Origin of the sequence: Micromonospora sp. NPDC023814 (genome assembly GCF_040639595.1) — a bacterium.
In the GTDB taxonomy this organism is placed as follows: Bacteria; Actinomycetota; Actinomycetes; order Mycobacteriales; family Micromonosporaceae; genus Micromonospora.
On sequence record NZ_JBFAAF010000125.1, the window covers coordinates 1 to 11,900 of the forward strand.

The 11,900-nt window shown below is 68.9% G+C and carries 11 protein-coding genes; 5 read left to right on the forward strand and 6 right to left on the reverse strand.

Features of this window, described 5'->3' with window-relative positions; genetic code table 11:
* The first annotated feature begins 1,826 nt into the window (after positions 1–1,826).
* On the forward strand, positions 1,827–2,492 hold the full coding sequence (locus AB0G14_RS33625; RefSeq protein WP_357704496.1) for a transposase family protein: 666 nt from the start codon (positions 1,827–1,829) through the stop codon (positions 2,490–2,492).
* Positions 2,493–2,829: 337 nt separating this feature from the next.
* On the opposite strand, the gene AB0G14_RS33630 is transcribed toward AB0G14_RS33625, so the two are convergent.
* Positions 2,830–3,378 carry a hypothetical protein gene (locus tag AB0G14_RS33630; protein ID WP_357704498.1) on the reverse strand — a complete coding sequence of 183 codons (549 nt, stop codon included), beginning with the start codon at positions 3,376–3,378 and terminating at the stop codon, positions 2,830–2,832.
* Positions 3,379–3,637: 259 nt separating this feature from the next.
* Between AB0G14_RS33630 and AB0G14_RS33635 the strand changes: the two genes are divergently transcribed.
* Both AB0G14_RS33635 and AB0G14_RS33640 read left to right on the forward strand, forming a co-directional pair.
* Positions 3,638–4,951 (forward strand): hypothetical protein, encoded by a 1,314-nt coding sequence (locus AB0G14_RS33635; RefSeq protein WP_357704500.1) that lies wholly within the window; start codon positions 3,638–3,640, stop codon positions 4,949–4,951.
* A 488-nt stretch (positions 4,952–5,439) separates the two neighbouring features.
* On the forward strand, positions 5,440–5,730 hold the full coding sequence (locus AB0G14_RS33640) for a sigma factor-like helix-turn-helix DNA-binding protein (RefSeq protein ID WP_357704502.1): 291 nt from the start codon (positions 5,440–5,442) through the stop codon (positions 5,728–5,730).
* A gap of 253 nt (positions 5,731–5,983) precedes the next feature.
* Here the strand turns inward: AB0G14_RS33640 and AB0G14_RS33645 are convergent, their stop codons facing one another.
* Complete coding sequence (locus AB0G14_RS33645) at positions 5,984–6,292, reverse strand: hypothetical protein (protein ID WP_357704516.1); 309 nt, start codon at positions 6,290–6,292, stop codon at positions 5,984–5,986.
* On the opposite strand from AB0G14_RS33645, the gene AB0G14_RS33650 reads away from it, so the two are divergent.
* Together AB0G14_RS33650 and AB0G14_RS33655 are read left to right on the forward strand one after the other, a co-directional pair.
* The gene (locus AB0G14_RS33650) at positions 6,191–6,454 is read left to right on the forward strand and encodes a hypothetical protein (RefSeq protein WP_357704504.1); all 264 of its coding nucleotides are present in this window, start codon (positions 6,191–6,193) and stop codon (positions 6,452–6,454) included. The two genes, AB0G14_RS33645 and AB0G14_RS33650, sit on opposite strands and share 102 nt — an antisense overlap.
* Positions 6,455–6,462: 8 nt before the next feature.
* Complete coding sequence (locus tag AB0G14_RS33655) at positions 6,463–7,143, forward strand: response regulator transcription factor (protein WP_357704506.1); 681 nt, start codon at positions 6,463–6,465, stop codon at positions 7,141–7,143.
* A 187-nt stretch (positions 7,144–7,330) separates the two neighbouring features.
* On the opposite strand, the gene AB0G14_RS33660 is transcribed toward AB0G14_RS33655, so the two are convergent.
* Genes AB0G14_RS33660 through AB0G14_RS33675 form a run of 4 tightly spaced genes read right to left on the reverse strand, consistent with a single transcriptional unit; the run spans position 7,331 to position 11,493 of the window.
* Complete coding sequence (locus tag AB0G14_RS33660) at positions 7,331–8,353, reverse strand: methyltransferase (RefSeq protein ID WP_357704508.1); 1,023 nt, start codon at positions 8,351–8,353, stop codon at positions 7,331–7,333.
* Positions 8,346–9,530, reverse strand: coding sequence for an FAD-dependent monooxygenase (locus AB0G14_RS33665; RefSeq protein ID WP_357704510.1), 1,185 nt, complete (start codon positions 9,528–9,530; stop codon positions 8,346–8,348). Before AB0G14_RS33665 ends, AB0G14_RS33660 begins: the two co-directional genes overlap by 8 nt.
* Positions 9,531–9,538: 8 nt before the next feature.
* Positions 9,539–10,648 carry a 3-dehydroquinate synthase II gene (locus AB0G14_RS33670; RefSeq protein WP_357704512.1) on the reverse strand — a complete coding sequence of 370 codons (1,110 nt, stop codon included), beginning with the start codon at positions 10,646–10,648 and terminating at the stop codon, positions 9,539–9,541.
* A complete protein-coding gene (locus AB0G14_RS33675; protein ID WP_357704514.1) occupies positions 10,645–11,493 on the reverse strand; it encodes a 2-amino-3,7-dideoxy-D-threo-hept-6-ulosonate synthase in 849 nt (282 codons plus the stop codon). The genes AB0G14_RS33670 and AB0G14_RS33675 overlap by 4 nt, the downstream gene beginning before the upstream one ends.
* Positions 11,494–11,900: the final 407 nt, after the last annotated feature.

An 11,900-nucleotide genomic window follows, 5' to 3' on the forward strand; every position in this document is an offset into this window, starting at 1 on the left:
GGCGCGTTCCTGTCCATGCTCGTGCCGCTCGCGGTCTTCTTCGCCTTCCAGCGCTACTTCGTGCAGGGCGTCCTCGCCGGGTCAGGCAAGTAGCGGGAGATGAATCATGGGGTGCGCGCCGGGCACGACGCAGGAGCCGCGCACCCCAGCACCCGGAACCCGAGACCGGGCCGGGACCGGAACCGGGGTGGGGCCGGACTCCGCCGACCCCACCCCGGGCACCGCCGTTCGGCGAATCCGTCGGCTGCCCGAGGCACGCCGGTCGCCCGAATCGGCCAGCCCCGCATCTCGTGCGTGCGACCTCGGGCGGTGGTGCGCCTTGTGCCGGATCTGCCTCGCGGACGTGGCTGGTGCAGGGCCGGGATCACCGCCGCCAAACGAGAGTGGCACACCTCCACCAGTCAGGCGGGATCGAAACCGCGGTCCGGTGAACGGCACAGGCTCGGTACCTCGTAAGGCTAGAAAACACTCGGGCGTGGGCAGGAGGCGAGGCGAAAATGGAACGACACCCGGCATCAAATCAGCCCGCTGGCTGGCGAGGGGTCGACGGCACGGCGGGCAGCGCAGCGGCAATCGCAGACCGACCCAATGCTGCCGGCGAGAGGGTTGGTCGGTCTCGTAGCGGTGTGCGGGTATCCGAACGTGACCGGCTGACGCCGACGCGTCTACTGACCTACGGCGGGGTGGAGCTGAACACATCGAGCGGCATGGTGCGGCTGTATCCAGAGATGCGCGCGGTGCTACTCAGCGGCCAGCAGGCCGAGGTGCTGGCGGTTCTGATCGACCGGGCCGGCAAACCATGCCGTCGCGGCGAGATCGTGGCTGCCATGCCAAAAGGCTCCCGCCCGCCTACCCTCGCGCAGGTTGGCGTGATCATCTCAAACATTCGCAACAAGCTCGGCACCCACCGAGTCCTAGCGGGAGCCGGTGGTTGGTGGCTTGACGCCTCAGATGCTTCCTGCCCTCCGGCCTGGCCCGGCGCAATCTCTTTCGGCGGACTCCATCTCGACCTACCCCGTCGACGGGTGTGGGTGAGCGGGCGACGATCCACGATCCGGCTCGGGTGGCAGGAGTACCTCGTGCTGCGTGCGCTGATCGAGGCACAGGGGATGCCGCGAGGCCGAAACGAGATCTGGCACTCAATGCCGGCAAAGGCCCGTCCCGCAAGACCCTCCCAGGTTGGGGTGATCGTATACCGCCTCCGACAGCGCCTGGGTCGGGAGTCCATCCTCACAGGTGGCGGCGGGTGGCGGCTGGCTGGCCGACCTGAAGACACAGCCCTCTCCGCAGACGCCTCCAACACGATGCTGCTGGATACGACCCGACGCGTAGCGCTACCGGGCAGGGGCACCTGGGTCGCGCTTAGTCCCCAGGAGGCCGCTACATTGCAGATTTTTATCGAGGCGCGAGGAGTACCACTGAGGGGAAGGGACGTCTTCGCCAACACACCTACCATGGTGCGACCGAAGAGCCCATTGACGGTCAGCACCATCGTCTCCCGACTGCGGCGCAAGTTGGGCGCCGATCTTATTCGGACCAGCCGACGGGGCTGGTGGCTAAGCACCCCTGCCCGTATCGTGGGTCCGATTCACCGACCACGCTCAGACATTGAAGAGTATTACCTTCAGGGCGGTGCCGCCCAGATTCCCCTCGCTGTATCAGCACAGTGAAGTGATCTCAGCAAGGCTGGGTGATCAACCCGGGATAACACGGGCGTAGCGTCCATAGCGGGCAGTGCTGGATGTGGGCGTGGAGCCATCGGTAGACAGGGTTCTTCCTACAGAATCCGGTCTCCGAGAGGGCTCCACGTGATTGCCCATCGTGCCATGCTCGACGTGCCCAGGGAACTCATACAGCACGTGGCCCGGCTTCTACGCGCCGAACGTCGAGCGGTGGGCACCCGCTCGGGAACGCGGGCCTTGACCTGCTTCTACCAGGCGATCCTCGTGTTGGTGTGGTTCCGCAAGGGCGAGGACAAGACCACTCTCGGGGCTGGTTTCGGGGTGTCGAGGGCCACCGCCTACCGGTACGTCGCCGAGGCGGTGCGGGTCCTGGCGGCGCAGACACCCACCCTGCACGACGCGTTGCGGCGGGTCGCCGCCGACGGCTGGTTGCACGTGATCCTGGATGGGAAGCTGTTCGACACCGACCGGCTGGCCGAGACCACCACGAGCGTGAAGGGCGAAACGATCGATGCCTGGTACTCCGGGAAACATCGCGACTTCGGCGCGAACATTCAAGCCGTGATGCGCCCGGACGGTCTACCGATCTGGACCTCCGACGCGCTGCCCGGACACCTGCACGATCTGACCTGCGCCCAGCACCTCGACGTCACCGGCGCCCTCTACTGGGCCGCTTCCGCACTCGACTTGCCGACCTTGGCCGACTCCGGCTACCAAGGGGTTGGCCAGGGCATCCACACCCCGTACAAGCAGCCCGCCGATGGCCGCCGCCTCGCGGTTGGCAACCGGACCTACAACGCCGTCCTTTGATCCATGCGCTGCCTCGGAGAACGAGGCTTCGCCATCCTCACCGGCCGTTGGCGTACCCTGCGCCACACCACGGCCAGCCCTCGAAGAACCGGCGACATCGTCCGCGCCGCGCTCCACCTCACCCACTTCGAATACCTATACCTACCGCAATCTTGTTGAGATCAAGTCAGTGGTGCGGGCAGAAGTTGGGGGCTGGCGAGTCACCTCGGAGTGGCATCCGTTGCCGCGGCTTTCGGGTTGCTCGCCGGTTTCGTCGGGGGACTCGTTGTCGCCCTGCCCAACGCGACGCAGCATGTCGCCGTGGTGGCCGCTCGGAGCGACGACGAGTCAACCGGGATCAGCATGCAGGTGCGCGCCTGACGGCCATGGCGAGCATGGTCAGGGTGATGAAGCGGTGCCAGCCGGTCCAGCCGCGGACCTGGTAGTGGTCCAGGCCGGCCTGGCCCTCGCCGGTCTGGAACGGCTCCTCGATGCTCCGGCGGGAGCTGGCCACGGTCACGAGGGTGTGCAGCGGCGCGGGTTTCGGTGACCAGCACGGGTAGGAGGCCAGCTCGCCGGTGGTCCGGTTGCGGCGGATGAGCAGCCACCGGTGCTCACCAGGTTGGGTGGCGGTGATGATCCAGGCCCACAGGTAGTCGCGGGTTCCTTTCGCTCCCGGCCCGCGACTGTGCTGCTGCCACCGGCGAGTGGGTATCCGCTCGGCGAGGTCATCAACGCGGATCAAGGTGTGACCGTCGTTGACCGTCACACGTGCGGGCACACCAGCGTCCAACGCAGCGGCGATCGTCTGCCGGGCCAGGGCCGGTCTTGTGGCGAACTCGACCTGGTCGGGGACGCCGGCGGCGGCGAGGCTGAGCTGGGATGTGAGGCTTGTCGAGCATCTCACACCACCAAAGCGCACAAGGAGAAGGTACGCCGGCCGCCGACCCTTCAGCCCTGGCGAGGTGTCCGTCGCAACCAATGACCAGTGTGTCGTGAACCGCCGTCCTTCCCGGCACGTCAACCATGCGTGATTTCGACATCGATCAGCGCGTGGAGTAGCCGTGCACACTGGATCTGAGGAGCGAGTGCGACCGAGCCGTCCCGGCTTGCGATGGACCGGTCGACGATGGACCGTCGTCGGCCTGGCCGGCTCCGGCGCGGCAATGATGATCCTCGTGGTAGGCGTCGCGGGCCTCGGCGTCAGCGACGCGGCGAAGCAAACAAACCCCCTTCCGGTCGACTCCGCCCTCGCCGCGGCGTTAACCGAGGCCTCGACCTCCTGCCGAGACCTGACACCAGCGCGGCTGGCGGGTCAGGTCATGGCGGCCACGCAGTTCGAGACCACTCCCACCGGAGGCATCGGCGGCCTCAGCGCCGCCCAGTGGCGGAAATGGGCACCGCAGCGGAAGGCGTCGCCGAGAGACCGTACCGCGAGCGTACTGGCGCTGGCACGTCTGACCTGTGACCTGATCGGCAGGAACAGGGTGTCCGGCCTTGCGCGTGATCCGTGGCGGCTGGCGGTCGCTGCTTGGCGATCATCGGTCGCGGACGTGAAGGCCGCCGGTGGCGTGCCGTCGAGCGTTGCCGAGTTTGTCGAGCAGGTGGATAGCTACGCCGACTGGTACGCGCTTCAGCCCGGGCTGGGCGGTCGACGGCCGGCCACTCCCACCGCCCGCCCCACGCCCTCTGCCCAGCCTACGCCGTCGGCGTCGCGCCCAGTGTCGCCCTCGCCGATGGCGGTGTCGACAGGGCCCGCGAAGCCAGGCGCGTCCCCGCCCGTACGACTGAAGCCAGCCGCGTCCCCGCCCGTACGATTGAGGTATCCCACCTTTGCCGACTCGTCCAGCCTGCACCTGAACGGCTCAGCCACGGTGACGGACGGCCGTCTCGTCCTCGCATCAGGCGCGGCGCAGGCGGGCAGTGCCTGGTCGAAGACCAAGATAGACACGCGTACGTCGTGGACGACCAGCTTCGCCGTTGAGATCGCCGATGTGACCGACGGCATGGCATTCGTTCTTCAGCCCGAAGGGTCCGGCGCTCTGGGCGGGTACGGTGGGGGACTCGGCTACGGCGTGCGGCCGCCTGATCCGGGTAACCCCATCAACTCCAGCGTCGCCGTCGAACTCGACGCGTGGAGCAACAGCATGGACGGTTTCGATCCCGGCCAGCAACACGTCGCGGTCACGACCAACGGCGATATCACCAAACACCTCGCGTGGCGAGATCCGGGGTTCGACATGTGCCGCAGCGGGCCATTCCACGTGTGGGTCGCATACGACGCGGCCGCGCGTAGGTTGCAGGTATGGGCCAGCCGCTCCCCAAACCGACCTGCGGAGCCCCTCCTGTCAGTCCCGCTGGACCTCGCGCCGACGCTGGGCACCGCGCAGGCCTACATCGGGTTCACCGGCGGGACGGGCAGGATCCTCAACACCAACCCGCGGGAGTCGGTTTTGAGCTGGACGTTCGACGTGGGCTAGTACGAGCGCCTGCCGGCGCGGCTCCGCCCGCCCGAACCGGTGCGCGAACCGCGCCAGCAGATCGTCCAACCCTGCCCGCCAGCCCACAACTTCATCGATCAACACAAGCACAGGAGCCTGCCCGCACTCCAACCGACCACAACAGACAGACGGTGCGACCGTACAACCTATTCGGCGAATAGCATCGACATCCGCAGCTGCACGGCCAGCATGACCCGGACGCCGGCCATGCCGATGAGCTGCCGAAACTCCAGATCAGGCAAGTGCGGCTGGAGTACTAGCGGCTCACCGTGCTGGCTGTGCCTGCGGACCGTCAGTTGGGCACAACTCGCGAATCCGGCTGGGACTTTGGGCCCATCCCGAGCTGGTGCTGCCCAGCTAGGTTTGCCGACGTGAGGAACCCGATCAGCAGTGAGTTCAGGGCCGGGGCCGCTGGCCGATCGTGGATCGGTCGGCGGCCCTGGGAGGTGACCGGTACGCGGCGCGGCATGGCCGACGACACGCAAACCAGTGCTGAGGACGTGCGGGAGGCCCTGGCCAACCTTCCCGACCATCTCCGGGACGTCCTCGTCGCCGTCCATTTCCGGCGGCAGCCAATCGACGAGGTCGCCGAGCTCTTTGCCGTCAATCCAGAGACCATCAAGTCTTGGACGTATTGTGCGCTCCGCCTCCTTCGGGAGGCGCTCGTCGCCCGGGGAGGCATCCCCGTCGTGGCGGGGTCCGCATCCCATCCCAATGCGCCCGCTGCGCGTGGCCGGCAAAAACCACATGCGGTGTGACGTAGGGTGCTGCCATCGTTCCGGTCCGGCGATGAGGGCGTGGACAAACCGGGAGATCATCTGCTGGTGGATCAGGGCGTTGGCACGGTCGACCGCGTCGTCGCTGCGGCGGCCGTCTGCCGTGCCGTGCTGGTGGGGCGGGGGCGATCGTCCTCATCGCCGCCGGGGCGGGATTGCTGCTGATCGAGCAGTGGGGGCGGGTGGTGGCGGTTGTCGTCCTGGTGTTGAGCCGGGGTGGCATGCCCTACTTTCGCTACGTGGCCGGCACCGCGGCTCTCGCCGGCGCCCTGTTCGGCATGCGTGCGCTGCCACTGTGGTTCGCCCCGGCCGCGTTGGGCTTCGCGGCCGCCGCGGTGGTGCTGCGGGAGAACCGGCCGCCCGATGAGGTCACTGCCTTCATCGCGGCCATTCCGATGATCAGCGTCTTGGCGGGGATCGGCGCCGCGCCGATCGGGTGCACGTGCGTCTCACCGCGACCGATCAACTCGTCGAACTGTCCGTCCGGGACAACGGCAACGGATTCGTCCTGCGCGACCTCACGGCCCTGCAGGCGGGCGGCCACTTCGGTATCGTGGGTATGACCGAGCGGGCCAAGGCCGTCAACGGCTCGTTTCAGGTCAGCCCCGCACCGGGAGCGGGTACCCTGGTCACCGTTCGAGCCCCCCTCGACGGAACAGGGACACCCGCCCTTTACCTCCTCACCTCGCCGGATGGGCGTACATGATCGACGTTATGGTCGTCGACGACAATCCGATCGTCCGCGCGGCACTCGTCGGCGTCCTGGCCGCTGCCCGGGACATCCACGTGGTCGCCCAAGCGAGCAATGGTCAGGAGGCGCTCACGCTCGCCCGCAAGCTGCGACCCGGCGTCACGCTGCTCGACTACCGAATGCCCATCGCCGACGGGCTGTCCGTGGTGACCGCGCTCGCCGAGCACACCTGCGTGCTCGCGCTGACCAGCGACTCCAGCGACGAGATCATCCGGGGAATGCTGCTCGGCGGGGCACGGGGCTACCTGGTGCACGGCCAGTTCGAGCCGCCCGATCTGGAGCGTGCCGTGCGGGCGGTGGCCGCCGGCCAAGGCTGGCTGTCGCCGACGGCCGCGTCGGTTGCCACCTCGGTGCTGCGCAGCCATGCTGAGCGCGACCGGGAGCGGCGCCTGAGGGCGGAACGGATACGCGCGATGCAGGCGCGATTCGGCCTCACCGCCCGCGAGCGGGATGCCCTGAACCTGGTGAGCCTGGGGCTGTCCAACGCCGCGATCGCGAACCGTCTCGACCTGACGGAGAAGACGGTCAAGAACCACCTCAACCACGCGTTCGCCAAGCTGCAGGTCACCAACCGCACGGAAGCGATGATCGTGTGGTCCGGCCAGACGCTGGAGACGGAAGGCACCGGGCCGGCCGGACGGTGACCCGCCCGCGCCCGCGGTCGTGACGGCGAGCCGCAGGCTGGGCGGGGCGGATCGTCGGCTGTGTGACAGAGAATACGGGCTTCTGTGTCACGGTCGGGTTCACCCGCACCGTGATTGGTGCGGGCGAACCGCGCTGAGCTCACAGAGAGCGTTCGGGTGCCGGGACAGCACACAAGCGGCGAGCCGGTCAGGCCGGCGCGGCCACGATCAGGCTGGACTGCAAGGGGAGCGGGACGGTCCGCACGATCCGTAGGCCGGCCGTGTTCAGGAGCCGTCGGTACTCGGGCAGGGTGCGCTCCCGGCCGCCGGCGGCGACCATCAGGTGCAGGTCCCACAGCAGCGGCAGCAGATCGGTATCTGGCCCGCCGACCAGCCGTTCCACCACCATCAACCGTGCCGTGGGCGTCATCGCCTCGCGGCACCGGCGTAGCAGCCGCACACCGCGATCGTCGTCCCAGTCCTGCAGCACACGGGCCAGGACGTAGACGTCTGCGTCGGCGGGCAGGGCCGCGAACATGTCGCCGGAGCACACCGTGTACCGGTCAGCCGTCAGGCAGTCCGCAAGCTGCTGTTCAGCGACCGATGCCATCGCGGCGCGGTCGAACAGCACCCCGTGCAGGTGCGGGTGTGCCCGCAGGATCAGGCTCAGCAGGAGGCCGCTGCCGCCGGCGACGTCGACCACGGTCCGTGCGGCGGTGAAGTCGAAGGCGTGGGGTACCGCGGCGAACGACTCGTTGGCCGCGTTCATGGCGTCCAGGAACTTCCGCCCGGCGCCGGGTTGGTCTGTCAGGTGTTCGTGCAGCGAGCGGCCGAACGCGGACTCGAAGCCGGAGCGCCCGTCGCGGATGGCCGGCACGAGGCAGTCCCAGGCCCGGTGGAACTCCTCGCCGTACAGGACGCACAGGCCGCGCAGCGAGCCCGGCGCGTCCCGGCGCAGCAACTGCGACGCCGGGGTCAGCCGGTATCCCTCAGGGCCACCGGCGAAGACGTCGAGCGCCACCAGCAGCCGCATGAGCCGGTGGATCCGGTCCGGGTCAGCGCCGGTCCGGGCGGCGATGTCCGCGTCGGTCACCGCCCCCTCGGCGATTAGATCCGGCACCTCGAGCGTCACCGCCGCGTACAGTGCCCGGCTGCGCCAGGCGGCGGTGACCAGGTCGAGGACCTGCGCGACGTCCATGTCCGGGGTCGTGTTGCCGGCCGGCTCAGGCATGCGTGCCGCTCCGGGCGGACGGGATCGCGGCGCCCGCGTCGTAGCCGAAGATACGGTCGCGGTCGCGCCACACGTTCTCCCCGCTGCCGGAACTGTCCCGGGCCACCTGATCGGGACTGTCCGGCAGGTGGAAGGACACCGCGTTGGCGCGCGCCTCACCCTGGATCCGGGCCGTGCGGGGGCGCCGCAGGTCCTCGTACCGGCGCAGGGCGCCCGGCACGTTCTCAGGCGCGGCGCGCAGGCACGCCGTGAGCACGACGGCGTCCTCGAAGGCCATGTTGGCGCCCTGCGCCACGAAGGGCAGCAGCGCATGGGCGGCGTCGCCGAGCAGCGTCACCCGGCCGGTGCCCCAACTGTCCGCCGGGTCTTGGTCGTACAGCGCCCACTCGGTCACCGCGGTCAGGCCGCCGAGCAGCGTGCGCACCGAGTCGTCCCAGCCGTGGTAAGCGTGCCGGAGCCTGTCCAGGTCGCCCGGCACCGACCAGGCGTCGTGCGTCCACCGGGACACCGGCGTCACGGCCACCAGATTGATGAAATCAGCGGAGATGGGATAGCTCACCACGTGCCGTTCCGGCCCCAGCCACAGCACCAATCGTGGCTCGGGGAACACGAACGGGGCGTCGGCGGCTCGGACAAGGCCGCGGAAGGCGACGTAGCCGGAGTACACCGGGAAGTCCCGCAGGACCGCCCGGCGAACCACCGAGCGGATGCCGTCCGCGCCGACGACCAGGTCGGCCGTCACGGCCGTGCCGTCGGCGAACCGTATCTCGGCGCCGTCGCCGTGGTCGGTCACCGCCACGCAGGTGCGGTCACAATGCAACCGGGACGGTTGCACCAGGCGCAGTAGTTCCTGGTGCAGGGCAATCCGGTGAACCACGTAGTAGGGCCTCCCGTAGCGCTGCTCGAACTCGGCGTCCAGCGGCGTTCGGCCCAGCACCGTGCCGTCCTGCCAGCGGCGGGACTCGATGGCGACCGGGCGTGCCCCGATCTCGTCGAGACGCCCGGCCAGGCCGAGGCGGGTCAGCAGTCGTACGCCGTTGGGCGCGACGTGGATCCCGGCGCCGATCTCGGTCGGCCGGGGTGCTCGTTCGTAGATCTGGTAATCGATTCCGGCCTCTTGCAGGGCGACGGCCAGGGCGAGCCCGCCCATACCCGCCCCGACGATCGCGACACGCATCGGATCTCCTACTTCTCCAGGCAGAACTCGTTGATCGGGTAGCCCACATGCCGGTCCTCGGTGGGCAGGAAGCCCAGCAGCCGGTCGCCCGGCTTCAGCTCGGTGCTGTTGAGCACCGCGCCGCCCGGGCCGAGCACCCGCACGTGCCAGTCGTCCTGGAGGATGAGGTTGACCACGACGCCGTCGGCGGACACGGCGTCGATCGACAGTAACGGGCGGGACTCGATCTTCACGCGGCCGACCGTGACCGTCCGGGTGCGTCCCTTGGTGTCCACCGCGAGGACCTGCGCGCCGGCGCCCAGCTCGCTGAGGTAACGGGTCCGCCCGTTACCGGCCAGGGTGTACGAGTGGATGGCGCCTGCGTTGACCCGGAAGGGCCGGGTCGGCATGTACGGAAGCGGATGGGTCTCGCTGACGCACAGGATCATCCCCTTCGAGTAGGAACCGACCAGGATGCCTTCGTCCTTCTGGAAGTGGGTGCAGGTGTCGACGCAGGCCCGTTCGCCCATGCCGACGTGCCGGGTGGCGGTCACCTCCAGCTCGACCAGGGTCAGCTCGGGCGATACCGCGTCGGCCGCCGCCTGCGCCGCGGTGATGTCGCCGACCCGCTCGGGCCGCAGCATGACACCGTCGGCGCCGCGCTCCAGAACCCCGAAGATGATCTCGGCTTCCGTGACGTCGGCGGCCACCGTGATGAGGCCGCCTGGGGCGTTCGCCGCGGCCGCGAGGACGATCTCCAGCGGGATCTTGGTAGGGTCCTTGAAGAGGATGACCGTCCACGCGCCCGACCGCGCCGCGCGGCAGGCCGCCTCCAAAGTGTCGGCGTCGGTGACCTCGAGGAACGCGCCGAAGGTCAGTTCCGGGCGGCGTGCCGCCCATTCCTCGACGGCGCCGTGCAGGCCGATGTCGACCAGCACGACGTCGACGTCACCGCACGTGTCGAGGTCCGGCTCGGCGTCCGGGAAGAACACCTTCCGTACGGTCGGTGGCAGGGCAGTCAGCTCCTCGGCCCGGTCCGACACGACCGCGTCGACGCGCTGGTGAATTCCCTCTTCGATCAGCGCCGGCCGCATCTCCTCGGCCGTACCCCGCACGTCCAGCCACACGATCTTTGTCATTTGCCAGCTCCGATTCGGATGTCGTCGTAGGTATCCGCGTGGACGAGAGCAGAGAGCATCCGCACGGTCGCACCAGGGTCCGATGCCTGGAAAACGTTGCGCCCCATGGCGATTCCGCCGCTCCCGCCGGCCAAGACGTCCTGGACGAACGTCCGCACGGCCGCCTCGTCGGCCAGCGCGGCACCGCCGGCCGGCAGCACCGGGACGGGACAGCTATTGGTGACCAGGGCCAGGTTCGCCGCCGATCCCGGATAGGGAGTCTTCACGATGTCCGCGCCCAGTTCCGCCGCGACGGTCGCGGCGTGGGCGACCAGCTCCGGGTCATTCGGATCGGTGACCTGCGGGCCGCGGGGGTACATCATCGCCAGCAGCGGCAGATTCCAGCGGTCGCAGGCGTCGGCCACGGTGGCCAGGTCGGCGAGCTGTCGCGCCTCCTGCATAGACCCGAGGTTGACGTGCACGCTGACCGCGTCGGCGCCCAGGCGCAGCGCCTCCTCGACGCTGGCAACCAGCACCTTGGCGTCCGGATCGGCCGCGAACACGGTGCTGGCGCTGAGGTGGACGACCAGCGAGACGTCCGTGAACCGGCGCGGGTTGATGTGCCGCAGGCTGCCCTTGTGGAGCACGACGGCGTCGACGCCGCCGGCGGCCAGGACACCGACCAGGTGATCGAGTCGCCGGCCGCCGCCGGTCACCGGTCCGTCCGAGATGGGATGGTCCAATGGCACGACGAAGAGCCGGTCCTCACGATGGCGATACAACCGATGAAGCCGCACTCGCCGAGCGAATGCCGTTCCGCTGTCAAGCACACTGGCCTCCCAAGGGCACGTGCACGGCCGACACATGAGCCCGCGGCCGCCGGTCGGGTGTTCCCGCCATGCCGGACCCCGGGTTTGTCCCCTCGTACGACGGCCGCGTCCCCCGGTTGGGTTCAGACATCGGGCACGCGTCTTTGCAACTCGTTGGCGTTGTTTTTGGTCCGGAAACTACAACCGCCGCCGTATTCGATCTGATGCGAATACAAGACAGTTCGCGTGCGAACTGCGGCTGAGGTTTGCGCTGCTGGTCGCGTGAGTAGCGGCTTCGCCGGCTGTAGACCTCGTGGATGCGGTTCCTTGCTGCAAGGGGGTGCGAATCCGTCCCTCCTGACCTGCGCGTTTGACAAGCGGGTCGCATTGGATGCGACGATCTCGCATCTAATGCGAGTGGCGGGAGGTCACTGTCGGTGGACGTGGAACGCGCCGCGCCGGGC